Below are 25,143 nucleotides of genomic sequence, written 5' to 3' on the forward strand. Positions count from 1 at the left end.
CCCAATGCCGTACGCGACGTCCTCGACCGGGAGGCCCTCCGGTGCATCCATCAGGGCGGGAGCGAAACCGAGCAGCTCACCCGGATGCAAGGCGTCGTCCGGTCGAAGATCAACGTGCTCTCCGCGGAATACCGCCCGGTTTTCGACCGCGCGGTGAGAACGATGTGCACCACCTCGTTCAACAAAGTCTGCAAGGAACTCCGTATCGCCGCTCTCGCTGGTCCGGCCGGACCAGAGCAGGGAGGAACCGCAGTGCCGGGGCCGAGTTGCGGAACGGGAGTATCAGGCCCTGACGACGGTGCGCTGCCCGGCTCCCACGGTCCTGGATCCGACGACGAAAGGGTCGTGGCGAAGATCCTGGTCGGTGAGGGCGGCGAGCTGACGGAGAAAACGGCTCAACAACTCGTGCTGGAAGACCTCGACCGCATCATGGAAGTCCTCCCTCTTCTTGCCGAGCGCGACTTCATGGAAGCCGACCGACTTGAGCGTGCGGCCAAGGAATCCGCCCAGGGAGCCAAGGAGCATAGGGCCCGCGGAGACCGCATCCTCGCCCTGTTCAAGCGCTACGACCGGCTCGTCGTCGACATCGACAGCATCCCCGGCATCTTCAACCTCGCCGACTACATCGCCGAGGTCGGAGCCCACGCCCTCGGCCTGGACGACGAAGACGCCGAACTCCTCCGGTACGCGGGCGCCCTGTGACCGAGTCCGCATGGCACAAAGAGGTCAAGGACTGGGGCGTGGCCACCGAGGTCCCACTTGGGAACCGCAGAGCGGACTGCCTGCTGCGTTGCGGTAAGCGGGCAGAGATCCAGGCCCATCCGCTTCCCTCGCTTGAAGTCGCCGGCCGGGAGGCCCACGCGGACCTGTGGATTCTCGACTGCCGAGCCGCACGGGCGCGCGACCGCCTCCTGGTGTGGGACGACCCGGAGTTCGGCACGCTGTTCCGCTGGGATCGTGCCTGGCAGGGCTTCGCGGTGGCCAAGCGGCCCGCCTTCCTCAACACGGAACTGGACATCAGCACGGGCTGCGGCACATTCCTTGAGGTGACGGGCTGGATCTTTGACGGATACCACGCTCTCGGCTCAGGCAGGCCCCGTACTGCTGCTGCCATGCGCTCTTGGATGCGCTACGACATCCCGCTCACCTCGCACCTGGCGGTCCCTCGGTGACCTGGGAGCCACCACACAGACAGATGGGAAAGCGCCACCGCACCGTGGTGATCGAGCTGGACGGTCTCCTCCAGCAAGTGCCGGTTGAATGCCACGCGACCGGTGCGCCCGTGGAACACATGGTGACAGCCAGGGCCTTCTTTGCCGACTCACTGTTCGGCGAATGCCCGGTGCCAGTGGCCATGCTCCTGTACCGGCCCACCGCTGGCACTCACCCGGCACTGATCGTCGTGGATGACCTGGCCGAGTCCTGGGTCATGGAATTCGACGTCTGGCACAACCAGGTCCGCTATCACATCACGAGCTTCTACCCCGTCGGCCAACTGGCGCCTCGACCACACTCGATCTTCGGCGACCTCGCCGTGTCGAAGCGTGATATCGCGAGTGTTCGCGGGTCACCACGCATTCGACATCGCCTGATTACTGAGGTGACGCGCATCGAACGGAACCCAAATGATCAGGATGGCCATCCGTGGTAACTTCCGGGCCTTCGTGATGAGGTGGAGGGCGTGTGAACAGCGAATTCCTGCTCGGCTTGATCGCTGCGGGAGCGGCGTTCGGTGGAGCTCTCCTAGGCGCCGGTGGTGCAGTCCTAGCCGGACGCAGTCAGGCTAGTGCGGCCCGCTACCAGGCCGATGCCCCATGGTTTCGAGAACTCCTGCCCTCCCTCTGTGCGGAGTTCCTCGTCCAGGCCGAGCAGGTCTACCAGGACTATCAGGCCATGTACGAGGACGCGTTCCACGAACGCTGGGACGAGATGGAGCGCCGGGCGCGGGAGTTGGATCCGCAGCGGTTAAAGCGGGCCTTCGCTGCACTCGAACTTCGCGCTCCGATGGACGTAGTTGATACGGCCACTACGCTTCAGCAGTCTCTCCTCTACGACCATGCCCCAGAACCAGTCTGGCTTGGCACGGTACGAAGAGACCGAGGCCAACAGATGGCGGCTCGGACCAGGCTGTCCGGTGCCTACCACGGCCAACACAACCTGTTCTTGAAAGTGGCCAGGACCGCTCTCAAAGTTGGCGCCTACGAGGCGCCGGCCCCGGGAGGGTGGCTGCACCTGCGGCGCCGCCAGCTGTAAACGGTTTCGGCGCTCGGCGAGGGAATGCTCACCAGAACATGCGGCTCTTGCCCTGTCTCCACGAACCCAGTGCATGCGCCTCACTGAATCCAGTCCAGCAAGGTCTGCGGCGCGAGGAAGACTAACTTCGATGAGACAGAACAGCAGTTCGCCGGGGGCAGACAGGAAAGATCGCGGAATGACTGGCCAACGTGCGCGAGGGCATGTCAACGTAGACGACCTTGCAGGAAACCCCAGGTCAGAGAGGTGATTACCTGTGACCGTAGCGTCCGTGGGCCTCGGTTTCTCCACCACCGTCGAAGCCCTGCGGCTTCGCGAATGGCAGCTCGGCCCCGGCCAGCCAACGCTGGTCATGGACCAGTTCTCCGCGGAGGAATTCCACCTGATCGTGGACGACCGTGCGGACGTGCACGTCAGCTCGAAGGACGGCCGCTTCTACCTCGGCTGGTTCCCGCTCGGACGCCCCGGCACGGACGGCGAGGGATGGAAGATCGCGGTCACTGGCACGGCCAAGGTGCGCGGCTACCGCCTGTCGTTCGACATCGAGACGCCGGCTGACATTGTCGCCGCCGCCGTGGCGCGTGTGCTGGAGACCTCACGTCGCGTATGACAGCACAGGCGCCCACCGGTACTCCGCGCTTGAGAGTGGCCGGCTGTCCGCCGGTCACCATCCCGTTCCATCGCTCACTGTTTCCCTCACCCATGGAGGCTGTTCGTGACGTCCGCGGAGATGACCGTCGGCGATCTCATCGACCTGCTGGCTGGCTTCGACCGGAGTGCTCCGGTCCGCCAGGCCATGAATCCGTTCTTTCCGATGGCACACCGCTTGGCACAGGTCGTGCAGTCCGTGGACGGGACCGGCCGGACCGTCGTCTACCTCGCCGAAGGACGCGACGAGGACGCACAACTCGGCCACCTGCCGCCCGAGGTCGCCATCGAACTGACGTGGCAGGGCCCCGTCCAGACACCCCCGCGCCGCCCCCGCCGCCGCGCCGGCGGCAGCTAGATACGCACCGAGCCCTTGGAGGCGCCCCTGTACCCCGACTTCCCGCTCGACCCGTGCACACCGCGTGGCGGCCAGCCCGCGTTCTGGGTCGGTCCCCGGCATCTGGCCGGTGATGATGGACGCCTGTACGACGTAGTCGCCGACACGCTCGACGGCCTGGGCTGGACGAGTCTGACGATCGTCCGCGGACGGCACGAGCCGGACGAGGCGCCGGAGGACCGTCAGGTCCTGCGCAGCACCGTCCTGCACATCAGTCCCGACGCCCTGCGCTGGGCACAGTGGAGCCTGGCGGACGAGCCGTTCCACCTGGGAGAACTGCCGATCGCCTGGCAGATCTCCGCTCGCGTCGAGACGAGCAGCCCGCTCGCTCAGTGGTCGGCCTACTTCACCCCCGATGTCCCCGGCGAGGCGGTAACGGACTTCCTCGTCGCGCTCGATGCCCGCGACCAGCCCGCTGTGCCGTTCGTCGGACCCGAGCTGGTCCTCGACGCTGTCGCCGCACATGGATGGTTCCGCGACATCGACCAGCCCCAGGCGGCCGCGACGGACCCGACGTTCACCTCGCACATCAGCCTCGGAGAGGTGCCGCCCCTCATCCAGGACGGCGACCCGCGCGCCCTGACCACTGGGGCCGACGAGGCGGGGCCGGCCGGATGGCAGGCATGGGCCGAGCCCGTGCTCGGCGCACCGTGCTTGTGGGCGGCCTCTTTCTCCGCCGGCGTACCGCACGACATCGTGGCCGCCTTCGCCGCCGCCCTCAGCTCGACAGCACCGGTCCTGCGCCGAGTGCTGCCCGAGGCCACCCAGGAGCGGCTCCTGCGCGCGCCGGCCATCTAGCACCTCGCCCCGCGCCGCCACCCGATGAACTCAGCCCGGCTCCTCCTTTACGGAGGACCGGGCCTTCTACTTCTCGGGCCAGACCGTAGCGCCCGATGCAGTGCTGCCCCCGACTATCTCAGTCGGGGGCAGCATGCGTTGGAGGCCGGTCAGTTTGCTGCGGTTGCCTTGGCGAGGGCCTTGCCGAGGTGGCGGTCGACGAGGGCCGGGGAGCCGGAGACGATCAGCAACAGACTGCCGTTGCGGATCGCGGTCTGCTTGACCACGGTGCTCCGCCCGCCTGCGGTGAACGTCAGGAGCTGGCTCCAATGCTCATCACCGAGGTCGTGGGGCGCAGGCAGCTTCTGCGAGGCCACGTCGATCGGGGTGCCGCCCGCGACGACCTGATAGGTCGCGCAGCCGGTCATGGCGTCGAAGATCCGCGCGATACCGTCGGACAGCGTTTTCGCGCTGTCGCTGTAAAGCTCCTCGGAGATCTCCGAGGAGCTGCCGCCGTAGGTGAAGTCCGCCTTCGCCTTGTGCGGGATGGCGAGCGTGCCGCCGGTCGCCGCGTCGCCGCCCAGCTCGCTCAGGGCCGGGCAGCCGATGACGGTGACGTCGTCGTGCTGGGCTGGACGTTCCGGCTTGGGCAGGTAGCCGTTGCCGAGGTCGCTCGGGTCGAGCAGGCGGGACGCGAGCGCGGCCGAGGAGAGCGCAGCCGTCTCCTGGACGCCGTCGGACGGCTTTCCCGCCCGGGCGGCGGAGATGGTTTTGTGCTTGTCTCCGGTGGTGTCGGTGGAGCAGGCGGGCAGGGAGAGGAGGGCGGCGGTGATGCCGAGTGCGGTGGTGGCGACGCGAACGCGCATGACGGAACTGACCCCTTGGTGCTAGGCGACGGGTGGTCAGTGCGGGCCCGCGGGCTCGGTGGGGTCGTAGGGGCGGTGGTCAGTGCCCGAGGTGGCGCAGGCAGTCCTCGAACGTGGCGTGCGTCGCATCCGCCGGTCCGCTGTTGCGGTTGTACCAGGCGGTGTCGAGGCGGGTCTCCAGCTGCTGGTGGCCGGCTCCGCAGCGCAGCCAGATCTCGCCGCGGGTGGAGAGGATGAGCCAGTCCCGGTAGGCGCCGCACTCGGCGCAGGCAGCCACCTCGCCATCGAGGACAAGGGGCTGCTTCCACGACATCATCTTGCCGTCGACCTGGTCATGGCTCGGCACGCGCAACTCGGGCGGGAGGAAGTCGCTCACGACGGCGGCCGGCTCGGCGGGCGCCGGCTCAGGCGCCAGCACTCCAAAGCCGGGCGGAACCTGGCCCTGCAGCTGCGCATGCAGTTCGGCGAACTGCCTCTGCGCTTCGCTCGGCTCCTTGGCCCGGCGGCGTATCCGGTGAAACACCCTGGCGTCCTCCTCTACCTCGTCACCTCGTTCTGCGCGTTTCATGATCGTGCCCTACGCCTCCGGCGGTTTCAATTCACAAAGTCCACAGTCGCCTTCGGCCAGGTCATCAGGGGGTTCCGGCTTCTCGGTTGCCCAGATGACGAGTTGACCACGGTGCGTGTCTCCATACGGCGAGGTGCCGTTGCCATGGTGCCCGATCACACGTCGTCGCCTCCCTCAACCGCTCAACGTCGCGACGCCTACTGGCTCGACTCGCCACACCTGCGTCATGCTCGTTAGTCCTGCGGTCGCACGATGCCGACGGCCTCCAACGCGGAGCTGGTCGTTACCGAGGTCCGATGTGGCGTACGACCATGCTGTGGTTTGCGGCCAGCGTGGTGGCGCTATCACCCTTTCTCGGTGATGCGTTGAGGCCGCACGCTGGCATCAGGCGGGCTCACAGGGTCTTACGCGATGGCTCCTCTCCGTTGCGCCGCCTGCCGGGCGCGGAGAGCCTGGTCGTCGACCCACGCGGTGCGGAACGGCTCCCTGCGGTATTGGCCTCGGGCAGATGGGACGCGTCGGCGGCCAGGTCGGCTGTTCGCCGTATCCGCCACGCGAGCACGTCGCTGACGGAGTCCGCGCTGCCGAGTGCGCGGCGTTCTGCAACGGCGGACAGGAGGGCGGCCGGGTCGTGGCCGACGGCTTCGGCTTCCGCAATGGTCGCGGCCAAGGCGTACCAGCCGGGCTCGGCGAGGATCTTCTCGGCCAGCTCCGGCAGTGCCTCGCGCAACAGCACGGTCTGCCGCTGGAGCATCGGCCTGCCCAGACGCCGGCCTCGCTGGTAGAGCACACCGAGGGGCTGGGCTGAAGCGGCCTGATAGGCGGTGCGCAGGTGCTCGGCGGCCCTGGTGGCGGCTGCGGCCTGCTGGGCGTGTCCCTTTCTGGCGTGCCAGTGTGCGGCGGCGGTGACGAGGAAGAACAGCATGTCGATCGCCATCGCAGTGGTGGCTCCGTCCTCACCGCGGCCGAGGGCCGGCCCGCCGTGGATGAGGTCGCGGGCGGCCTGCCGCAGCGCTCGATCGTGCCCGCGTACGGCGCGGACGTGGGAGCGTGAGGCCCGCTCGAAGGCCGTTGCAGCGTCGCGCAGTTCGCGGCGGGTGTGGGCTGCGGACGTCTTCGCGAGGGCATCCAGGACCTCGCCGGCCGCGGCGATGTGGGCGGCGGCGACCGCGTCGGTGCCGTGCTCGACAACGAGCACGGCCTGCCACGCTGCCGATGCCGTCCTGCGTCGGGCGGCGGCCGGTGTGCCCGGGCCCGTCCGGACCGCATCCTCCTGCCGGGGGGCCGGGTTGTCTTCAGCATCTGCGGACCAGCGCTCCCGGATACGGGGCAGCGAGAGGTCGGGTGCGAGGCGTGCGCCGGGGTAGAACACCGGCTCGCCGCCCTTGTTCCGATCGTCGGGTAGGGCGACCTTGTATCCGAGGAGGTCCCCGGAAGGTGCGGCGCGCTTACGGATCAGGAGGCCGGCGCCGGCGAGCCGGTCGAAGAACTCCTCCTCGCTCCTTGCGCCGGCGACGGCCCGCCGTACCGTCTCGCGTAGCTCTTCGCGGGCGGTCCGCTCGCGGCCCTGGCGCTCGGCTTTGTGGCGTTCGGCGCTGGTGGGTCGCTGAGCGGCTGTGCCGTCGCCGGGCGCGACCTCGTGGAGACCGAGTTCCTTCTCGATGAGCCGGGCTTCTGCCTGGGCACGGGCGCCGGAGCGGTAGTCGTCGGGACGGTGGCCGTCCTCGGTTACGAGGGTGGCCACGATGTGGATGTGGTCGTCCGCGTGCCGTACGGCAGCCCAGCGGCAGCCGGACTGTCCGTCGCCGGGGTCGATGCCGGTGGCGGCGACGATACGGAGGGCGATATCGGCCCACTCCTCGTCGGACAGGGGCCGGTCCTTTGGGTCGGCGCGGACAGAGGTGTGCCACACGTGCTTGGCCGGACGTGCGTGCTCGGCGAGGGCTATCACGGGCTGGTCCAGGAGCTGCTGGAGGTCCTTGAGGGTGGCGTTCGGGTCGCGGCCGGGGTCGGGGGACATGCCGTCGAAGGAGGCCACGAGGTGGGGGTCGCTGTGTTCCTCGTGCTTGCCCGGGCCGTAGAGGTAGGCGAGGAGCCCGATGGTGCGGGACCCCGAGGAGTTGACGCTGGGGATCACGAGCTGCGGCGCTCGATCAGCCGGGTGGCGGCTTCGTGCGCGGTGTGGGCGGCGCGCCGTACAGCGGCGACCGCCGCTTCGAGCTGGGGAGCGTCGGCACCGGAGTTGAGTGCCTTGACTGCCTGGTTGAGGTTGCTGCCGGCCCAGCCGAGGCGTCGCCGGCTGTCGAACAGGGCGGTGATCACTTCGCGTTCGTCGGCGATCTCGGTGCTGGTGCGGTCGAGGTCGCGGGCAGCGGCGAGCGCGGAGCGGGCGAGGAACCCGGCGACGGACAGATTGCACTGGGCGGCGGCGGACTTGATCAGTGCGAACTCTTCTTCGTTGAAACGGGTGTTGGGCTGGTGCAGGCGCTTCTTCTCGGACGGCTGACGCGGGCGCTGACGGACGCGAGGTGCACGCTGGCGGTGTGCACGGTGGTCAGTCGGCTTCTCCTCCTGCCCCGGCTTCGATCCGCCCCCGGTCGAAGCCGGAAGGACCTGCGCCCCCCGGTGCAGGTCCTGGCCCGCGCCGTCGGGGGCGGGTTCGGCGGAAGCTACGCTTCCGCCCCAACTTGCTCGCTCCGAGACCGAGTTGGAGTTGGGGGCAGGTTCCGCGGTGGTGCCGTTCTGGGCGGGGTTCGTCATCGGGTTTCGGGCCTCGTGGAGCGGGTGCGGTGCTGGATGGTCGCGGCCAGCGCGAGGACATCGGTCGGTCCCGCAAGGATGCGGACAGGGCCGGCAGGGTAGTCCTGGACGAGCCACTGGCCGGTCGGCGTGAGGACGGCGGCGTGCAGGAGTCCCCGGTGGACCAAGACGTGTGCCCAGGCCATGGCCTCGGCAGTGGTTGGTTCGGAGGGGAGAGGGGGATGCGGAATCACGGCGTGTCTCCTTGAGGGGGGTGGGTGGCCCGGCACAGAGCTGGGCCACCGGTTGCAATGAGGGCGGTTGAGCTGGGGCTTTGCCGGTTCAGCCGCATTCGAGGCAGCGCTCGACGTGTCTGCTGAGCGCCCGGGCCATCCGCTGCTTCGTCGAGGTGGCGGTCTTCGCGCTGGACTTCGCCGCGGGCCTGCCCTCGTGCCGCTGGGAGTGGGCGAGCATGAAGCCGATCTCCCGCACGTACTCCGCGCGGACGGTGTCGAACTGGTGGCAGGTCTTCATCGGTCGGTGCTCCTCGTGGTCGTGATGTCCTCGTTCCGCAGCTCCTGGAGGACGAGGCCGAGTCGGTCGTTCCCGACACCCGTCAGGCCCTGGCGGCGGATGATTTCGCGCAGCTGGACCCGGGTGATCGCTCCGTTGCCGTCCCTTTCGAGCAGGGCGGCAACATGGGGGCGCACTTCGTGGACAAGCTGGCGCTCGGACTCGCCCAGTTCGCGTGCCTGGCGCTCGGTCTGCGGAGAGCGGGACCGAGCACGCTTGCCCTTGTTCTGAGTCCGGGACTTCCTGGCCGGCTTCCTGGGGAGTGGGATCTTGTGTCCTCGGTCCTGGGTGGGCTCGGTCCCGGACTGGTTGGTGGTCGGTCCTCGGTCCTCGGCGCTCTCGGTCCCCGACTTCGCGAGGCCCGGTCCCCGACGAGAATCTCGGCCCTGAGCTGCTACTTCTCGCGCCTTGCTGTCGGTCCTCGTGGCCCTAGCGCCTCGCGCTGCGGCTTCTGGATCGGCGTGTTCGGTCCCCGGGACCGCGCCGTCTCCAAGCGGCCTGGTCCCCGCGGGCGTTCCCGTTCCGTCGCCCTCGGTCCCCGAGCCGACCTTGGCTTCCGGGGCCGCCTCATCGGGGACCGGTCCCCAAGGAGTCCTTGGTCCGCGGTCCGGGACCGGCCCGTCGGAACCGTCGGGACCGGGGACGGGGACCGGCACATTCGATGTCGGCTGGGCGGGGACCGTGGCCGCCGATGTGCTGCTGTGCGCAGGGGACCAGGGAGAAGGGAGCGGGACCGTGGCGAGCGCGAGCGCGAGCGCGTGTCGACGGGCGGCGAGCTGGTCGAGCAACTGTGCCCGCTGGAGGGGGTCGGTGCCGACCGAGGCCCTGCCGACCGCCTTCGACAGGCGCCGGGTCAGCCGTCGGCCGCGACGGTTTTGCTGCTGCTCGGGTGTGCGCTCGGCGAGGCGGGCGGCGAGGGTGACCGCGCGGGCAGTGGCCCGGTCCCGGGTGATCTGAGCGGCGTCGCGGTCACGCGCGGCGATGCCGAGGCGGGACAGCAGCCGTTCGCGTGCCTCCCGGCCCAGGACGGCGATCAGTCCGTTCGAGGCGGCGCCGGGAGTACGCAGGCGCAGTTCGATGCCCATGGCCAGGTGCCACAGCATCGCCGCCATGACCGGTCCGACGAAGGCCCGGACCGTGCCGCCGACGGGGCCGCTCTCGGCGTAGGCGGGGATCACCTGCACCGTGGTGATCACCCAGACCAGCGTGCCCGGCAGGCCAGGGGCGCCCTGGACGGCAAGGTTCTGCCGTGCCATCAGCGCGGTCGCGAACAGGGCGAGTTCGGCCGCGGCGAACATGCCGGCGCGCTCGGCGGTGCCGGCCATGTCGAGGTAGTCGGCGGCGAACCGCCACGAGGTGTCGGCGCTGTAGGCGGTGCAGCCCAGGGCGGCGACGGCGGCGACCTTTACCGCCGGGCCGCCGAGACGCTTCTGCGGGCGGGTTCCCCGGCGCCGGATGGTCCAGGCGGTCAGCACGAGCGCGAGGGCGGCGGGCACGACGGCGGCCAGGAGGAGAGAGAGGTCCGAAGTAGCACCGAAGGCGAGGACGGGGTAGGTCATGCTGCCTTTCCAAGAGGGGCGTGCGCCGGCGCCGGCGCTGCCGGGCGGCCTGTCGGCTGCTGAGTGCCGGGAGCTGCGGGCGCGGGGGTGCCCTTGGCCTTGGAGGTCTTCTTCCGCTTCTTCTTGGGGCGGGGCACGCCGTAGTTACGGTCGCGGTCGAGGACCTTGTTGGCGGCCTGCCGGAGCAGGTCGCGGGCGTGCTTGTGGCTGATCTGCAGGGCGGTGGCGAGCCGGTCGGGTCGCCAGCCGCGGACGTAGGCGTGGTCGATGACGACCTGCCGCTCGGCCTCGGTCAGGTGCACGTCGCGTCCCTGGAAGAAGGCGGTCACGCGCCGGTAGTCCAGGCGCTGGTGCAGGTTGTCGTGCAGCGGGCGCCGCTCGGCTTCGGTCAGACCGCCCCAGACGCCCTCCTTGAGGACGTTCTCCAGCGCGAAGTCCAGGCACTCGCGGCGTACGGGGCACCAGCCGCACAGCTCCTTCGCCTCCGCGATCTCCTCGTGATCCCGGGGCCCGGGGAAGAACACCGCGTCGGCGTCCTCGACGTCCATGCTGTGGCACGCTCCGCGGGTGTGCCAGCTGGTGTCTCCGATGCCGCGCAGGCTGGTGGCCGGCGCGTCGTGGGTGGTGATGTGGCGCAAGGCGGGTCTCCGATGTGCTGCCGCGCCGACCGACGGGCGCGGTGCTCGGCGGGTGCGGCGTCGGGTGCCGGCTGCGGCGCGTGGGCGTGCGCCGCAGCCGGTGCGGGACAGGGATGTTGAGTGGCGGTGCAGCGGACGGGGTGCACGCGCCGGGTACGCCGGTCAGGCCAGGGCGGGCTGCTGGGCCTGTCGGGCGGTGGCGAGGTCGAGGCGGCCGGGGTGCGGGGTGGCGCGCGCGGTGGTCGCACGGACCCCGTCGTCGGGGCCGATCCGCCGGCGACGGCAGGGCTCGCCGGGCTGGGCCTTGCACCACTCGCAGCGCACGCTCAGGGCGTCGGGCTGCCCCTGGACGATGGCCGCCTCCCGTGCTGCCCGAGCGGGTCGGTAGGGCGCGAGGGCGGCTCGGGCGGCGGGCGGGATGCAGGAGCCGACCTGGTCCAGCATCGCCTCCAGCCTCGGGTCGGTCCCCTCGCGCCCGCTGGTGATCGCCCGGGCCTGTGCAGGCTCCGCGAGACCGGCGGCGACGGCGCGGCGGGTTCCGGCCAGCTCGGCGGTCCAGGCGGCCTGGTCGTCCGGATCGGCGGACGGCGTCGGATCGGAGTGCCGGGCCAGGCGGTCGCGCCGGTAGCTCTCCCAGGGACGGGCCAGGTCTGCGGGCAGGATCTGGTACGGCGAGGTGCGGATGTGCTGGCGGGCGGCGACGCGGACGTCCCAGCTGTGCGGGGTGGCCATCGGCACGTCGCCGAGCAGCTCGTGCCACTGGGCGAGCTGGTCGCGCGCCTCGCCCTGGTCGGTGCGGATGGTGCGGGGGTCGAGTCGGCCGATGTAGGCCAGCAGGGCGGCGATTTCGCGGCGGTCCACGCTCAGCCCTCCGTTCCGGTCGGCTCGTCCAGGGCGGCCAGCAGGGCGGCGGTGTGGGCCTGCGTCCGCGTCATGCCCCCCGGTGCGGCGGTGTTCTTGCCGGGCACGGCGTACAGGTTCGGGCGGCTGGGGGTGTGCTCCCGCGCGACCCAGGAGCGCCAGTCGGCAGCCCAGGCTTCTGCTGGCCTTGGGGTGTGGGCCGCCCGGTGGGCACGCCACTTCGCGTCAGCGGCTCGCAGACCTTCCTCGCCGAGGCGGTCGAGGTGCCCTTGCTGGCGGGTCCAGGTGTGGGTGGCGGGGTCGACCTGCCACTCGGCAGCCGAGAGGACGGCAGCACCACTACTGCTGTACCTCCGGTTCAAATCCGGTTCACTACGGTTCTGTGTGCCGGTTTCCGGTACATCGCTGTGCCGGTTTCCGGTACGTCGAGGTGCCGGTTTCCGTCGGGACCTGCCGGTTTCCGGTACTGCCGGTTTCCGGCCCCTCACGGGGGATTCCGGCACCTCACGCGGGCGGATTCCGCACCGCCGCAAGGCCGAGATCCGGAGCGTCGAGACGGCCTCGGGCTCTTCCTGGGACGCGTGGCCGGCGTTCTCGTCGCCCTCGGCGGTCTCTGCCACCGCCTTGGCGGCGAGGGGGAGACGGTAGACCGTGCTGCGCTGCGGGCCGGTGAGGTCGTCGAGCTGCTCCAGTTCACCGGCATCGACCAGGCGGTCGATGGCCTCGCGCACCGTGGAGACGGAGGCGTGCGTGCGCTTGGCCAGGCTGGACAGTGAGGCCCAGGAAACGCACTGATCGTCGGCCACCCGGTCGGCGATCGACAGCAGGACCAGGCGCGCGGTGCCCCGGCTGGAGCTGTGCTCCCATACCCACTCGCGGGCTTCGCTGCTCATCGGCCGCTCCCGGAGAACGGGCCGGGTCGGCGGCCCGCCGGGGCCGGGATGGTGTGGTCCGGCTCGGGGCGCTGAGGCGCCGAGGCGGAGGTGGCTGCCGCGCAGGCCAGGCGGAAGGGCCTTTTGCGCAGGGCAGGAGGCATGCGATACTCCCCTTCGCAGTGTTGCCACGCTGACGCGCCCCTCGGAAGGACTCAGCGTGGTGATGGTGGGCAATCTCCGCCCTTGCCGGGGCGGGTATGCCGCTTAGCGTTCGGCGTCCGTGAGTTACCGCTCTCGGGCGCCATCGCTGTATGGGGACTGTCTCGGTCCGGTGGGTGCCTGCTTACTCCTCACGTCCGTCATCCGGGGCGGGCCGCCCGGGGACCACGAACATATGCGCGGAGCCGCGACAAGATCCAGAGTTGGTTCTCAAACTCTGTAGTAGTCGCAGAACGTGACCCCGACAGGGCGCAACGTCACTCTTGTCGCCGTCGGCCTCATGCCGGTGGCCGAGGATCCAAAACGATCCGCGCCTCCGGCATCGTGCGTGATGCAGGTGCCGCGGTGTACGTCAGGCCGGACGGCGTAAGAACTGGTGCGACATCGTGCGGACTTCCTGATGAGGGCGAGGGGGGCACCCGGCGTGGGGCGGGTTTCACCGCCGCCCGGCGGAACTGCGGGCGACTCGACAGGCCGCTGACGTGCAGGGCTGTCGCGTTATCGCTAAGCTGAAGCTATTCTTAGAAGAAGCGAAAGTCAACACGATGTTCCCGCTTCATTTTGGAGAGAATGCGAGGTCAGATGTCTGCCCGCCGCTTCGACCGGAACCTCGCCCGCCGCGTGCGGCGAGCTGCCGACCGCCACCAGAGCGAGGTGGCGACAGAGCTGGGTATGACCGACTCCGCGGTGGCGAACTGGGAGGCCGGCCACACCTCACCCGACCCGGAGAAGCTCCCCGCCTATGCCGCGGCTCTCGGGAGCGATCTCGACGATCTGTTCCCCCGCACCGGCCTTCCTGATCTCGCCGATCTGCGCTGTGATGCCGGCATCTACCAGAAAGAGACGGCGGCGGTGATCGGCACCAAGAGCGCCAGCCCCGTCGCGGGAGCTGAACGTGGGGAGCGCCGGCTCCAGGCCAAGTACATCCCTGTCCTGGCTGCGAAGTACGGCGTCAGCGAGACGGAGCTGCGCCGGGCGGAGGATCGTTCCTTCGCCGCCGCAGAGGCGAGGAAGAACGGCACAGAGCCAGAGCCCGGTACCCAGGCCGCGGCTGGGGACTCGGGTCGGCCGCCGGAGTCCCTCAGCGAGAAAATCACCTTGATCTTGCAGCGCTCCTACCCCGGCTCGCAGGGGCCTCCCTCGGATGAGGAGATGGCGGCCGCGGTGAACGCCCACGCGGGTGCGGATGTCATCACGCAGAACGACTTCGAGGATCTGCGGACCGGTGTCAAGGACGCGGCGGCTCCGGTGGTCCTGGACGCGCTGGCCGCCGTGTTCGGTGTGTCGCGGATGTACTTCGAGCCGGACGAGGCCGTGGCTGCCCAGGTCTATGAAGGTCTGCAGCTGCTGGCCAGCGCGAGGCAAGGCGCTGTGGGCCGGGTGAGGGCCCGTGGCCTGGGCGGGCAGGGTCTGCCGCCCAAGACGCTGGCGCTGATCAACCAGCTGGCGGCGGAGATGGCGGAGCAGGAGGGCGGCTCCCTGTAGTCCGGCCTGCACCCCCGCAAGGGTGCAGGCCGGAAACGGGTTACGACTGCTGCTCGGGCCGCGACCCCAGATCGTGCACCTGCCCTGCGGCGACGACAGCGCGGATTTCCTTGAGCGCACTCAGGTCGGACAGTGGGTCGCCGTCGACGACCAGCAGGTCCGCGCTGAGGCCCGGCTTGATGCGGCCGGTCGACCCGCCGATTCCGAGAGCGTCGGCGGCGTCGGCGGTCGCCATGTCGAGGACCTGGTCGTTCGGCATGCCCAGGTGCGCGTAGAAGCCGAGCGCACCGGCCAGCGTGCCGTCGAACCCGGTGCGCTGCACCCCGGCGTCGGTTCCGGCGATCAGGCGTACACCGGCCTCGGCCATCTCCCGGACTTGCCCAAACAGGACCTTCGTTCGCTCCTCGCCGAAGATGCGAGCTGCCATCTGCCAGTGCGGGCTGACAGCCGGGCAGACGGCGATACCCTGCTCGACGATCTTTTTGAGGACCTCCTGGCGCAGGGCGAACCCGTCCTCCGTCATCCAGGTGCAGTGTTCGATGGTGTCCACGCCCGCGTCCACGGCCGCCGCGATGCCGGCCGCGCTGTGGGCGTGCGCGGCCACTGGCACGTCGGCCTGGTGGGCCTCGTCCACCAGGGCCCGCAGCTCGCCCGCGGAGAACTGGGGCTGCCAGCTCTTCGGCCCGTCCTTGGTCAGACCACCCCCGCTCGCCATGACCTTGATCACGCGGGCGCCGGCCATCAGGTTGCGGCGTACCAGGTCACGGACCGCGGCCTCGCCGGAGACCACGCCACCCAGGAAGTGGCAATGCCCGCCGGGCACCGTCAACGGCGTGCCCGCCGACACGATCTGCGGTCCCCGCGTGCGCCGCTGTTCGATCTCCTCGTTCAGGCGCAGGGCCAGGTGGTTGCGATCACCCAGGTCCCGGACGGTTGTGACGCCGCTGGAGACAAGCTGTTCTGCGCGCTGGCGCATGCCCGCGAGAAGGGCATCGTCGTCGGACTCGCGGAACGCGGCCAGCGGATCGGCGCTGCCGTCGAACACCAGGTGGACGTGGGCGTCGATGAGTCCCGGCACGACGGTCGCGTCGGGAAACGCGAGGTGCACCCCGTCCGTTCCTGCGCGCTCGGCGAGCTGCGCGCGCGGGCCCACATCTGCGATCGAATCGCCCTCGACCAGGACGGCACCGTCCTCCAGGTACGTCCCGGAACCGGTCAGGACCCTGCCGGCCGTAATCAGCATGTGTTCTCGTCTCCTTGCTCTGCCCAGGTCACGCGGCCCGCCGGAGGTTCTCCGACACCGCAAGCAGCTGGCGGACGTCTGCGTCCGTGCCGTCCCCCCTCGGTACCGCCAGCGCGACCGCCGGCCCGGGAGCCGGCACCCCCTGCTTGACCATGTCGGCCGCGGTGCGCAGACGCTCGGCCAACTGCGCCGGCCCGAGGTCCAGCACGTTGATACCTTCCCACTCGTGCACCACGTAAGGGCTGATATCCACCAGTCCGTCACGGCACTCCACGATCCGCCGGTGATACCGGCGATGCACACCACGCGAGCGCCACCGGTCCCACGTCCCCTGTGAGGCCGGACGCAGCTCGTTCTCGGGATAGACCTCGATCAGCAACTGCCACAGGGGCGCCAGCCGGCGGTGATCCCGACGCCGGCGCAGCCACAGCTTCGTGGCGGTGATCCTCGCGCTGGCCACGGAGTAGGTGACGCCCGTGGCGAAAGCCAGGCTGGAGACCACCAGCAGCACCGACACGTAGGCGTTGACCCGGATCGGCACAAGACCGCCGGTCCACCGGATGGTGACGAAGACGGCGCGGATCGCGCAGGCCAACGCCATCCCGCCCAGGCCGATCGCCGTCATCCACAACCCGGTGGCGTACGGCCGGCCGGACATGCGGGCGTAGCGGGCAGACCACCACCCCGCCGCACCGACCGCGTACATCATGTACAGGCCGGCGACGGTGTAGAACAAGAAGATCGGCAGCGCGGTCATGTCCACCGTCGCGTACGGCGCGCCCAGCTCCTGATCCGGCACGCTCACCGCCGCCACAGTGATCGCCACCGCGACCAGGCCCATGACCAGGGCCTCACGCCGGGCGCGACTGTACGCGGCCGGCCCGTCGGCTGAGTACAGGTAGAAGCACATCAGGAAGTACATGGCCAGCAGCAGAAGCAGATTCTGGACGAGCCGCGCCATCCCGTGGCCGGCCAGGGTGTCGATGCCGTGGGCACCGCCCGGCATGGCCACCGGGTACGAGAGGCCCATGCTCAGCAGAGCCAGCGCCACCGACCGGGTCGGAGCATCGTGCGGAGCACGCCACCACAGGTAGAGCCGCCACACGACAGCACCCGCGATGATCAGCAGAAGGTATTTAGCCACGGTCTACAACCACCCTCGCCGGTCGCCCAGAGCAGCTTGCACCCGACGCACGCGTGGATCCTCCGACAGCGCCGGGAGCGCGTCGACCACCGAGGACCACTCCAGGATGATGGTGGCCGCCAGCTCGACCGAGCACTCCTCCGCGTCGTCGTACGAACAGCGTGCAGCCACCCGCCGAATCAGCTTGGGATCCAGGACTGGAGTGAGGTCGGACCAGGCCTCGACGAACTCGTCCGTAGGTACCTCTGGAACTTCCTCCCGCTTCTCTCCCCACTCGTCGACGAGGACGTGGAGGACCTCGTGGAGGATGATCTGCCGCTGGTGAAGCCGGGTCGTCTCCTCCTGGTAGAGGATCACGTCCATCTGCGGGTAATCGATCCACAGCCCCGAAGGCCCAGGCTTCTCCAGCGCCCAGGGGCGAAGGACCATAGGCCGGCCCCGCCGTTCGCTGAGCGCCTTGACCAGCTTGTCCACGTCCAGCGGAGGGACGACGCCCAGGCTGCGTAGCTCTTGGCGCAGCCGACGGTGGAGATCGCGTTCCACGGTGCGTCGCTCAGCAGTACGCCACCGTCCCAGCCGACGCAGACTCACCCGAGCTCTCGCCGGCACGGCTGGTTCCGGGCCGCCACGGCGGCTTCCTCCGGGAGACATTGAGCAATCCCTTCGTACCGACTGGGACATGGCTCGCGGTCCGAGCCCTGTGCCAGCCACCACGGGTCAACGTTGTCTGGCACCCCGGCGGTACGCACGAGGGTGATCACAGAGCCCAGGCCGGCACCGGAAGAAGTGTCCGTGTCCGCCTTCGCGAGCGAGTCACGAGGACGCGGAAGCTCCACCCCGTACACCATCGGTCACTGGAGCGAACAGCAATCACCCCGCTAGGAATCCTTCGACGAGGTCCCCGGGAGCCACTCGGACCTTACGTGAAGCCCGTTGGAGACCAAGGCTGGAAAGTACCCTTCGGTAGCCAACCCAAGGGTGCCGACCGAAGTGTAGAAAAGTGTCAAATCTACTTATCGCTACAACGATCATGAGTGTGACCTGGTGCTTCGCCTTGTGTTCATAGTGGTCACACTCCTCTCGCGGACGCACACTTCTGTTACCTCTTCGAGATCTTCATGGGAGAGGTAATCGGGCATGGCGGTAATAACTGCCAAGTTGGCGCCTGCTGTCATGGAGATGGTGTGGATGTGGGGGTGGTCACCTTCGTGTGGCATGTGCTGGACGGCGCATCGCCATGTCGGTCGCGCGGTGGTGATGTTTTCAGCCACCCTGGCGCGGACTCTGGGTGACTTGGCGAGTGGAGGTATGTCCAGTGCTAGTCGTTTTATCTGGTCATGGTTTGGAGATGGTGGAGGGTCCGCACGGGTCGGTGTGATCGCTCTGACGTTTCTCAATCGCAAATAGAGCCAGGGGTAACGGGCGAACGGGTCACATGGGTGGTGTTCGGGCGGCGAGTTACCTCCGGGGCGGCTGGGGCAAGCCGGGTCGGGATGTCCTAGACGGGTGCCCGGTCGGCTCCCAGGCCAAGGCGCATGACGTCGACTAGCCGGCCGAGAGCAGCCTCGTATTCGGTGCGGCCGTGGGCGTAGGACCCGTCGTCCGCGCGGGTGCCGGCCGCGGCGAGGTCACGTACATCGCGGAGGCGGCGGAACGCGTGCTCGGAGGCTGCGAAGACGTCCGGCGTGGCCGTGACTGCCATCTGGTACCGCATGCCGTAACACGGTGCGAAGCTGTCGCGGGCGGCGTGCTCCCGCTCGGCCGGACCCAGGTCATCGGTCCGGGCGAGACTGCGGAAGGCGTTGCGGGCCTGGGAAAGGCTGGCAATGTACTCGCTGTACAGGATGCGGCGTGCAGCAAGCAGGCGCTCATCTTTGTCCCGGCGCCATCGGGCGCGGTCGAGCAGGGCGGCGGAGGCGGTCGCGATCAGGGCGCCGACGACGGCGCCGGCCAGCGTTATCCACGGCATGGGGCAGACGGTAAAGCGGGGCGTCACGGTCGGTAAATGCGCACTGTTCGGCCATCGGTCCCATAGGGGGCCGTGCGTCGCTTCCCGAATGTCGGGTGAGTTGCTTATGCGCTCTACCTGTGTCATCCGGCTGCCCTGCGCCCGCTCGGCTGCTGGAAGCCGCCGAGCGGTCTCTACTCCTCCTCCTTGGCGGCGTCGTGCTCTCGAATCGCGGTGTCGGGGGCGCCGAGAAAGCCGCGCAGCAGCTCCACAGCCCGGTCCCCGTGCTCGCTCAGCGCCCAGGAGAGGACCTCAATGTGGCCGGCAACCGGCGCGCCGCCGCCGGAGGCGGTCTTGAGGATCTGCGCCACCCGGCCGCGGTTGACGGGCCTGCCCTTCTCTATCAGCGAGGCCAGGTCGGCGGTCGCGGTGCGCAGCCAACCGAGGCCATCGGCAGCGGTCACGGGAGCGGCCTTGCGGGCGGGCGGGCGAAGGACGGCCTCCGCACCCAGGTTCAGGAGGACGGGGTGGTACTCCGGTTCGCCGCGAGTGCCCAGCCGGTGTTGAACCGGCGCTGGTGTCGGGGATGGGCGGCCTAGGGTGAGGCCCGTGGCTGGGCCCGCATGACTGCGTGTCAGATGTCCATATAGGGCTCCCCTTCGAAGGGGGAGCGGTTGGTCCTGATGGAGTGAACGACTACCTCCGCCATGGGGCGGCCGTCCTGGTCTGTCGGGACGTGGGCGATGGCGTCGACGACGTCTTGTCCTTGAGCCACTTCGCCGATGATCGTGTGCAGTCCGTTGAGGTCCGGCGCTGGCCGGGTCGTGATGAGGAACTGTGAGCCGATGGCATCTGGTTCGGTGGCGGTCAAGGCCAGCATGTAAGGCCGCTCGAACGTCAGATCGGGATGAACTTCATTCGGGCGCGAGAACCCTGGGTCGCCGGTCCCGTCACCCTTCCGGTCTCCGCCTTGGATCATGAGTCCGTCAATCACGCGGTGGATGATTGTCTCGTCGTAGATCGAGCCGATGCCGATGCTGCCAGTCCGTGGGTCTACCCACCTCCCGGTTCCCGACGCGAGAGTGTGGAACTGGATGACGGGCTCCCTTACTTCTTCCAGGAACAGCTTCACGAGGATCTGCCCCAGCGACGTGCTAATCGTCGCGGTGAATTCTTGCTGCATGTGATCCGTCCTGTGCTGCGACTTGCGATGAAAGCGGCCTCATCGCATCGAAGCAGGCTATTTACCCTCACCGGCTTAAAGACACGGCGCCGACACGGCCGGCCGTGTCGGTGATGAGCACGGGCACTCCGGTCCACAGAGTGGTCCGGGAGGCTCTGTACGCGGCGGGCGACATCGCGGTGCCGTGCGCTGCGGAGTCGCTGGGTGGTGGAGAGGTCATGCGCGCTCTGAGTCATCGAGAGGCGCACCGGACTCTGTGGTGCGGGCGGCTGGATAGACGGTGAGGTGGACTGTTGCCGACCGCAGTCATTCCGCGGCGGCCGTCGTGTCGGCAAAGGGGGTGAAGTGCGCGGGCGGGTGGTCGATGGGCAGGTCGGGCCGCCAGGCGGTCAGGACTTGGGCGCTGCACTCGAACAGACCGGACGGCAGGGAGTCCAGGGGCCACCAGCGCCAGTCGCTCACGCTCTCGTCGGGCTGGTCGGCGGGGGTTCCCTGCCAGGCGGTGACGACGGCGGCCACAGTGAGGCGGACGACGTCGCCGACGTGGTCGAGGAGAGTACCGAGCAGGCGTACGTCCGCGGGGAGGGCCGTGAGGCCGGTCTCCTCGGCGAGTTCGCGCACGACGGCCTCGGACAGTGATTCGCCGGGCTCAACCGTGCCGCCCGGCAACTCGACCGTGCACCGGCGGTGTCGGCCCAGAAGTACGCCGTCCGGTCCGGACAGGATGATGCCGACGCCGAGTGCCGCGTGTGCTGCGGGCGGCCGGGTGGTGCGCGGGCGGGACGTGACACGTACGGGGCGGCGGACCTGGACGAGCCGGTATGAGGCGTGGTTTCCCTCTTCCGGGGCGTCGAGGACGGTGATGCTCTCTACTCGCAGCCCGTACTGGACTAGCAGGTCCTCCCACAGTTCGGGCGTGAGCACCCACATCTGGACGGTCAGTTCCGGGCCGTCGGCCAGCCGCAAGGTCTCCGGTCGCGGGACGAGCGCGGTGGAGGGGCCGTTGCCGTGGGAGTTGGTGTGCAGGACGGTGAAGCACAGCCTGCCACCAGGCTTGAGCGCCGTGTTCAGGGCGGGCAGCAGCCGGTGCGGGTCGATGTAGGGGACGGAGTGGACGGAGTAGATCACGTCGTACGGGGCGGCGGCGTGAAGGTGCTCGACGGCGTCCGCGAGCACCACGTTCAGACCAGGCAGCTGGTCGTAGCGGGTGCGGGCGCGTTCGATCTGGGTGGGTGAGGAGTCCACGGCGTCCACGAGCGCGCGGTAGTCGCGGGCGAGGTGGGCGGCGTGCCGGGCGGGCCCGCAGCCCAGGTCCAGCACTCGTCGGCCGTCGAGGTCGCCAAGGATCGCATCCCCCGGCCCAGTGGCGCCCGGACCCCAGTCGATTCGTTCGACTTCTGGCAGGGGCGTGCCGCGCCGGAGATGGTGGCGGCCGTAGGCGGTCCATGCCTCGGTGTTGGTCTCCTCTGACTTCATTGCGTCGTCCTCGTGGCCGACGTCGACCCGGCGAAGCCTGACTGTGGCTGCCTGGCGTCCAGCTCATGTCGTTCGGTCGTCATCACAGTTCCTTCGGGAAGGGGGAAATCCGAGATCGGTGCGAAGGCGGGTGCCGCCCCGCCCCATGACGGGGTGGCACCCGGTCGGTCATCGGTCCTGTGACAGGGCGAGCAGCCGCGCGAAGGTTCCGCCGCCGGCGGCGAGGTCCTCGTAAGTACCGTGCTCGGTGACCCGACCCTCCTCCATCACAACGATCTTGTCGGCGATCTTGGTGTTCTCCAGCCGGTGCGTCACCACGATCGTGATGCGGTCCGCCGCCATGGCTTTGAGCGTCTCGAACGCCCGGTGCTCTCCTTCCGGGTCGACCTGGGAGGTCGGCTCGTCCATGATCAGCAGCTCCGGGAGTCGGTGCAGACCCCGGGCGCACGCCACCCGCTGCCATTGTCCGCCGGACAATTCCACTCCGCTGAAGATCTCCCGCGCCAACAGGGTGTCGAGTTGATCGGGCAGGTCCTCGACCGCCTCGCGCAGTCCGACGGCCTCGATCGCCTCCCACACCGGCACGTCGCCGCCGGGACGGGGCTGGCCGAGGTTGACGTTCTCCCGCAGCCGTAGCGGCCACTGTGCGAAGACTTGCGGGACCAGACCGGTCAGTGTCCACACGGTGTCTGGGTCTACTGCGGCAAGGTCGGTTCCGTTCCAGGTCACCGTGCCCTTGTCGGCCAGGAGGATCCCGGCGAGCAGGCGGGTCAGGGTGGTCTTGCCGGAGCCGTTGACTCCGACCAGCGCGAGGATCTGCCCGCGCCGCAGGGTCAGCGACACCCGGTCGACGGCCGGCTTGTCCTTGCCTGGATAGCGGTACACCACCCCCTGCACGCAGACCTCGTCGATGGGCGCCTCAACCGTCAACTCGCCGCGATGAGGGGCCCTTTCCTGGGCCTCGTCGAGGAAGGTGGTCATGTCGCCGAGGTAGAGGCTCGTGTGGAAGACCGCGGCGGCGCTGCGCACCAGTTGGGTCAGTGCGCCCAGGGTGGTCCGCACGGCGAAGACCGCGGTCGCGGCGATCGCCACCGCGATCTGGCCGGTGGCCGCCAGCCAGTACAGCGCCGCCCAGGTGGCCACCAGGAACAGCCCGCCGCACGCCGCCGCCCCCAGGTTGATCCGCAGGATCCGGGGAGCCGCGGCCAGCGAGCGCTCGTCCGCCTGCTGCGACAGGGTCCGGTACCAGTACAGCAGGTAGTCGGCCATGGAGTTGGCGCGGACCTCGTCCCCGTACTTCGGGCTCGTCGCCCACCAGCGCATCATCCCCCTGGCGTTGCGGTTGGCGATGTTCGCGTAGTGGATCTCGTAGTCCACGCGCGCGGTGAGTATCGAGCCGACGCCCGCCGGGAGCACGGCCAGCAGCAGGAACGGCAGCAGCCGCCAGTCCAGCACCGCCAGGACCCCGCACGCCGTGACCAGTTGGATCAGCGAGGACATCAGCTGCTGGGTGTCGGCGACCATCACGTGGGTGCGGATCACGCCCATCTCGGCGGCTTCCTGCCGGTCGTGGAAGCCGTCCTCGCTGTAGGCGGCGGCCTCCACCCGGCACACCGAGGAGACCAGCGTCGTGTCGGCCTCCGTGGTCAGCTTCGGGGTGATCCGCCGGTCACCGTAGGCCGAGACCGCACTCGCGGTACGCGACAAGGCGGCCATCACCGCGACGAAGATCAGCGCCGGCAGCGCCTGGTGCAGCCGCTCCTGCACCGTGCCGTCCCCGAGGATCGAGCGCATGACGTCCGACGTGGCGGTCAGCTGTCCGGCCGCCGCCAGGCCGACCGTCACCTGGCAGACCAGCAGCAGGACGACCGCCACCCGGTCGACCGCCCACGACATGCCCGCGATCCTCTTCACCACCGACGGGATCCGGGCGCACAACGCCCTAAACGACACCCCGTCCATGGGGTTGACGGAATACTGCCCGGTGTACTTGATCTCCGCGGGCGTTGGCGGCGCAACCGTCGTTCCAGCGGCCTTGGTTGAGAGGCGGGAGCCCTGCGCGGGCACGGTCGGCTGCGTCATGACGTGCCCCCGCTCGCCGGCACGGTGAGGGTGATGTAAAGCCGCATGGGGGTGAATCCCTCCAGGACGTCGCGTACCAGGAGAACGATGACGTTTACCGGGCTCATGTACAGGTCGCTCACGCGGCCGGCACCTCCAGCCGGGCCAGCGTCGCCCGCCCGCGCTCGACGATCTCGCGGTCTCCGTCGGGCACGCCCCAGGCGATGGCGCTCGCCGCGTCCAGCGCGGACAGGCAGCGCAGAGCTCGTTCCTCGTCGCTGGTAAGTCCGCGGCCGTACCCGTCCCAGAACGCCTGCTCCAGGTCGGGGCGCCCGACCCAGGGGCCGCAAGTGAGAAGGACGATGTCGGCGACCGCGGCATGCGGGCGGGCGCGTTCAAGGTCCACGGCCCCGAACGCGTTGCTCGCGCGGTCGGCATCCAGCAGCCAGTTGCGCTCCTGGAAGTCACCGTGGATGTATGCGGCGGGCAGTGGTCCGATCCGGCCGAGTTCGGCGGCATGCCACCGAACGGTCCGCCGTTCCCCGGCGGTGATCGGATCCCCGGCCCGTTCCAGGTGCTTGTCGGTGCCTGCGGCGGCCCGGGCGATCTCCGCGGCGGCGTCCTTGCGGTCTTGGACCGACAGATCGCGCGGGCCGCCGTGGAAGCGCCGCAGCCAGCTTCCAGCGTGGCGGTGCAGTGTGCGCTCGCCGCCGGGGGCGAGAGAGAGTGACCTCACCGGGAGGCCGAGGACGAACGAGAGGAGGAGCGCCTGCTGGTGCGCGTCGGCTGCCCTGAGCAAGGGGGCGGTGCCCGGTTTTAGACCGGGGGCCACTTCACGCAGGGCGCGGGTCTCCCGTCCGAAGGACGTCGGGTTCGGGGACAGCTTCGCGAAGGCCCGACCGGTGTCATAGGTCAGTTCCCACACACGGGAGTTGGGGCGGTTGTGGGAGACGTTGCGTTCGGACACGGGGCCGACGATGGCCTGGGCCCATTCCCGCAGTGCGGGTGGAATCGGAGTGGTCGCGCTCATACCCCCCACCTCGGTTCCGGGCGTGATGTATCCGCGATGCCGGCCGAGGCGCTGTCGCACATCGTCACCAGGGATCGAGCAGCAGTCGCCTGGACGGCCCCGGGCTGTCCAGGGAGAGGATGGGTGGTGACGAGGGTGGGGTTCATGGAGTCTCCTGAGATTGACCGGACGAGAAGACGTGCGGGTGGCCGACGCGGACGGCGGATACCAGTACGCATCACCAACAGAGCGGCCCGCAGGCCGGATTGGGGATGACTGATGATGACCGGGACAACGAGCGGGCCACCGCTTTCGAACACGCGTGTTTGAGTCGCGTCCGTGCCGTGGAATTCCGGGGCACGTAGGTCGCAGACCCCGGCGTTATGGGACCGGCGGGGGCGTCGGCCGTGGCCGAATCGCCGCGCACCGATGCTCCCGTGACCCACGAGACGCGGGGAGCGGCGTCGGCGGAGAGCGCGGTTCGTGCACGAGGCGGCGGTACGGGCGCCCGTGCCCAGATCGTGCGGTGTTGCCGACACTCTTTGCCGTGCTTCGTCCCTGTCATGCGGCGGTGCTCAGCATCTGCTGCACGGTGGGGCGGCTGAAGTTGGCGCTGACGAG

At 69.4% G+C, this 25,143-nt stretch carries 28 protein-coding genes; 8 read left to right on the plus strand and 20 right to left on the minus strand.

Annotated features, from left to right (window positions below):
• Positions 1-84: 84 nt before the first annotated feature.
• From ACZ4UV_RS45805 to ACZ4UV_RS45835, 7 genes are all read left to right on the plus strand, one after another.
• Complete coding sequence (locus tag ACZ4UV_RS45805; RefSeq protein ID WP_467847147.1) at positions 85-702, plus strand: hypothetical protein; 618 nt, start codon at positions 85-87, stop codon at positions 700-702.
• A gap of 38 nt (positions 703-740) precedes the next feature.
• Positions 741-1,172, plus strand: a complete 432-nt coding sequence (locus ACZ4UV_RS45810) for a hypothetical protein (RefSeq protein WP_467847152.1) — start codon at positions 741-743, stop codon at positions 1,170-1,172.
• A gap of 47 nt (positions 1,173-1,219) precedes the next feature.
• Complete coding sequence (locus tag ACZ4UV_RS45815; protein ID WP_467847156.1) at positions 1,220-1,651, plus strand: hypothetical protein; 432 nt, start codon at positions 1,220-1,222, stop codon at positions 1,649-1,651.
• Between the two features lie 32 nt (positions 1,652-1,683).
• Positions 1,684-2,253: a hypothetical protein gene (locus ACZ4UV_RS45820; protein ID WP_467847159.1), complete on the plus strand. Its 570-nt coding sequence runs from the start codon at positions 1,684-1,686 to the stop codon at positions 2,251-2,253.
• Positions 2,254-2,509: 256 nt separating this feature from the next.
• Positions 2,510-2,863 carry an SPDY domain-containing protein gene (locus tag ACZ4UV_RS45825; RefSeq protein ID WP_467847162.1) on the plus strand — a complete coding sequence of 118 codons (354 nt, stop codon included), beginning with the start codon at positions 2,510-2,512 and terminating at the stop codon, positions 2,861-2,863.
• Between the two features lie 105 nt (positions 2,864-2,968).
• Positions 2,969-3,259, plus strand: coding sequence for a hypothetical protein (locus tag ACZ4UV_RS45830; RefSeq protein WP_467847169.1), 291 nt, complete (start codon positions 2,969-2,971; stop codon positions 3,257-3,259).
• A gap of 15 nt (positions 3,260-3,274) precedes the next feature.
• On the plus strand, positions 3,275-4,096 hold the full coding sequence (locus ACZ4UV_RS45835; RefSeq protein WP_467847172.1) for an SPDY domain-containing protein: 822 nt from the start codon (positions 3,275-3,277) through the stop codon (positions 4,094-4,096).
• 149 nt (positions 4,097-4,245) lie between these two features.
• On the opposite strand, the gene ACZ4UV_RS45840 is transcribed toward ACZ4UV_RS45835, so the two are convergent.
• The 10 genes from ACZ4UV_RS45840 to ACZ4UV_RS45885 form a co-directional block, all read right to left on the minus strand.
• Entirely contained in the window at positions 4,246-4,941 is a 696-nt protein-coding gene (locus ACZ4UV_RS45840; RefSeq protein WP_467847175.1) for a hypothetical protein, read from the minus strand.
• Positions 4,942-5,020: 79 nt separating this feature from the next.
• A complete protein-coding gene (locus ACZ4UV_RS45845) occupies positions 5,021-5,509 on the minus strand; it encodes a hypothetical protein (protein WP_467847178.1) in 489 nt (162 codons plus the stop codon).
• Positions 5,510-5,903: 394 nt separating this feature from the next.
• The gene (locus ACZ4UV_RS45850) at positions 5,904-7,646 is read right to left on the minus strand and encodes a relaxase/mobilization nuclease domain-containing protein (protein WP_467847181.1); all 1,743 of its coding nucleotides are present in this window, start codon (positions 7,644-7,646) and stop codon (positions 5,904-5,906) included.
• Positions 7,643-8,269 carry a plasmid mobilization protein gene (locus ACZ4UV_RS45855; protein WP_467847184.1) on the minus strand — a complete coding sequence of 209 codons (627 nt, stop codon included), beginning with the start codon at positions 8,267-8,269 and terminating at the stop codon, positions 7,643-7,645. The genes ACZ4UV_RS45850 and ACZ4UV_RS45855 overlap by 4 nt, the downstream gene beginning before the upstream one ends.
• Positions 8,266-8,454 (minus strand): hypothetical protein, encoded by a 189-nt coding sequence (locus ACZ4UV_RS45860; protein ID WP_467847186.1) that lies wholly within the window; start codon positions 8,452-8,454, stop codon positions 8,266-8,268. Before ACZ4UV_RS45860 ends, ACZ4UV_RS45855 begins: the two co-directional genes overlap by 4 nt.
• Before the next feature lie 136 nt (positions 8,455-8,590).
• On the minus strand, positions 8,591-8,782 hold the full coding sequence (locus tag ACZ4UV_RS45865; protein ID WP_351488917.1) for a hypothetical protein: 192 nt from the start codon (positions 8,780-8,782) through the stop codon (positions 8,591-8,593).
• The gene (locus tag ACZ4UV_RS45870) at positions 8,779-10,380 is read right to left on the minus strand and encodes a hypothetical protein (RefSeq protein WP_467847189.1); all 1,602 of its coding nucleotides are present in this window, start codon (positions 10,378-10,380) and stop codon (positions 8,779-8,781) included. Before ACZ4UV_RS45870 ends, ACZ4UV_RS45865 begins: the two co-directional genes overlap by 4 nt.
• Positions 10,377-11,018: a WhiB family transcriptional regulator gene (locus ACZ4UV_RS45875; protein WP_467847192.1), complete on the minus strand. Its 642-nt coding sequence runs from the start codon at positions 11,016-11,018 to the stop codon at positions 10,377-10,379. Before ACZ4UV_RS45875 ends, ACZ4UV_RS45870 begins: the two co-directional genes overlap by 4 nt.
• Before the next feature lie 162 nt (positions 11,019-11,180).
• Positions 11,181-11,879: a zinc finger domain-containing protein gene (locus ACZ4UV_RS45880; protein ID WP_467847195.1), complete on the minus strand. Its 699-nt coding sequence runs from the start codon at positions 11,877-11,879 to the stop codon at positions 11,181-11,183.
• Positions 11,880-11,881: 2 nt separating this feature from the next.
• Positions 11,882-12,772, minus strand: coding sequence for a helix-turn-helix domain-containing protein (locus ACZ4UV_RS45885; protein WP_467847198.1), 891 nt, complete (start codon positions 12,770-12,772; stop codon positions 11,882-11,884).
• Between the two features lie 783 nt (positions 12,773-13,555).
• On the opposite strand from ACZ4UV_RS45885, the gene ACZ4UV_RS45890 reads away from it, so the two are divergent.
• Positions 13,556-14,458 carry a helix-turn-helix domain-containing protein gene (locus ACZ4UV_RS45890; RefSeq protein ID WP_467847202.1) on the plus strand — a complete coding sequence of 301 codons (903 nt, stop codon included), beginning with the start codon at positions 13,556-13,558 and terminating at the stop codon, positions 14,456-14,458.
• A 40-nt stretch (positions 14,459-14,498) separates the two neighbouring features.
• Here ACZ4UV_RS45890 and ACZ4UV_RS45895 read toward each other — a convergent pair whose 3' ends face one another.
• The 10 genes from ACZ4UV_RS45895 to ACZ4UV_RS45940 form a co-directional block, all read right to left on the minus strand.
• Entirely contained in the window at positions 14,499-15,701 is a 1,203-nt protein-coding gene (locus tag ACZ4UV_RS45895) for an amidohydrolase family protein (RefSeq protein WP_467847206.1), read from the minus strand.
• Between the two features lie 28 nt (positions 15,702-15,729).
• Positions 15,730-16,845, minus strand: a complete 1,116-nt coding sequence (locus tag ACZ4UV_RS45900; RefSeq protein WP_467847209.1) for an MAB_1171c family putative transporter — start codon at positions 16,843-16,845, stop codon at positions 15,730-15,732.
• A 3-nt stretch (positions 16,846-16,848) separates the two neighbouring features.
• A complete protein-coding gene (locus ACZ4UV_RS45905; protein WP_351717776.1) occupies positions 16,849-17,388 on the minus strand; it encodes a hypothetical protein in 540 nt (179 codons plus the stop codon).
• 955 nt (positions 17,389-18,343) lie between these two features.
• The gene (locus tag ACZ4UV_RS45910; protein ID WP_467847214.1) at positions 18,344-18,814 is read right to left on the minus strand and encodes a hypothetical protein; all 471 of its coding nucleotides are present in this window, start codon (positions 18,812-18,814) and stop codon (positions 18,344-18,346) included.
• A gap of 173 nt (positions 18,815-18,987) precedes the next feature.
• Positions 18,988-19,257 carry a hypothetical protein gene (locus tag ACZ4UV_RS45915; protein WP_467847217.1) on the minus strand — a complete coding sequence of 90 codons (270 nt, stop codon included), beginning with the start codon at positions 19,255-19,257 and terminating at the stop codon, positions 18,988-18,990.
• Between the two features lie 170 nt (positions 19,258-19,427).
• Positions 19,428-19,976 carry a peptidylprolyl isomerase gene (locus ACZ4UV_RS45920; protein WP_467847221.1) on the minus strand — a complete coding sequence of 183 codons (549 nt, stop codon included), beginning with the start codon at positions 19,974-19,976 and terminating at the stop codon, positions 19,428-19,430.
• Between the two features lie 306 nt (positions 19,977-20,282).
• On the minus strand, positions 20,283-21,452 hold the full coding sequence (locus ACZ4UV_RS45925) for a bifunctional class I SAM-dependent methyltransferase/NUDIX hydrolase (RefSeq protein ID WP_467847224.1): 1,170 nt from the start codon (positions 21,450-21,452) through the stop codon (positions 20,283-20,285).
• Positions 21,453-21,620: 168 nt separating this feature from the next.
• On the minus strand, positions 21,621-23,534 hold the full coding sequence (locus ACZ4UV_RS45930) for an ATP-binding cassette domain-containing protein (RefSeq protein ID WP_467847227.1): 1,914 nt from the start codon (positions 23,532-23,534) through the stop codon (positions 21,621-21,623).
• Positions 23,531-23,656: a hypothetical protein gene (locus ACZ4UV_RS45935; RefSeq protein ID WP_467847230.1), complete on the minus strand. Its 126-nt coding sequence runs from the start codon at positions 23,654-23,656 to the stop codon at positions 23,531-23,533. Before ACZ4UV_RS45935 ends, ACZ4UV_RS45930 begins: the two co-directional genes overlap by 4 nt.
• A complete protein-coding gene (locus tag ACZ4UV_RS45940; RefSeq protein ID WP_467847234.1) occupies positions 23,653-24,543 on the minus strand; it encodes a phosphotransferase in 891 nt (296 codons plus the stop codon). The genes ACZ4UV_RS45935 and ACZ4UV_RS45940 overlap by 4 nt, the downstream gene beginning before the upstream one ends.
• Positions 24,544-25,143: the final 600 nt, after the last annotated feature.

It is taken from the genome of Streptomyces sp. NPDC028289, from assembly GCF_055565975.1.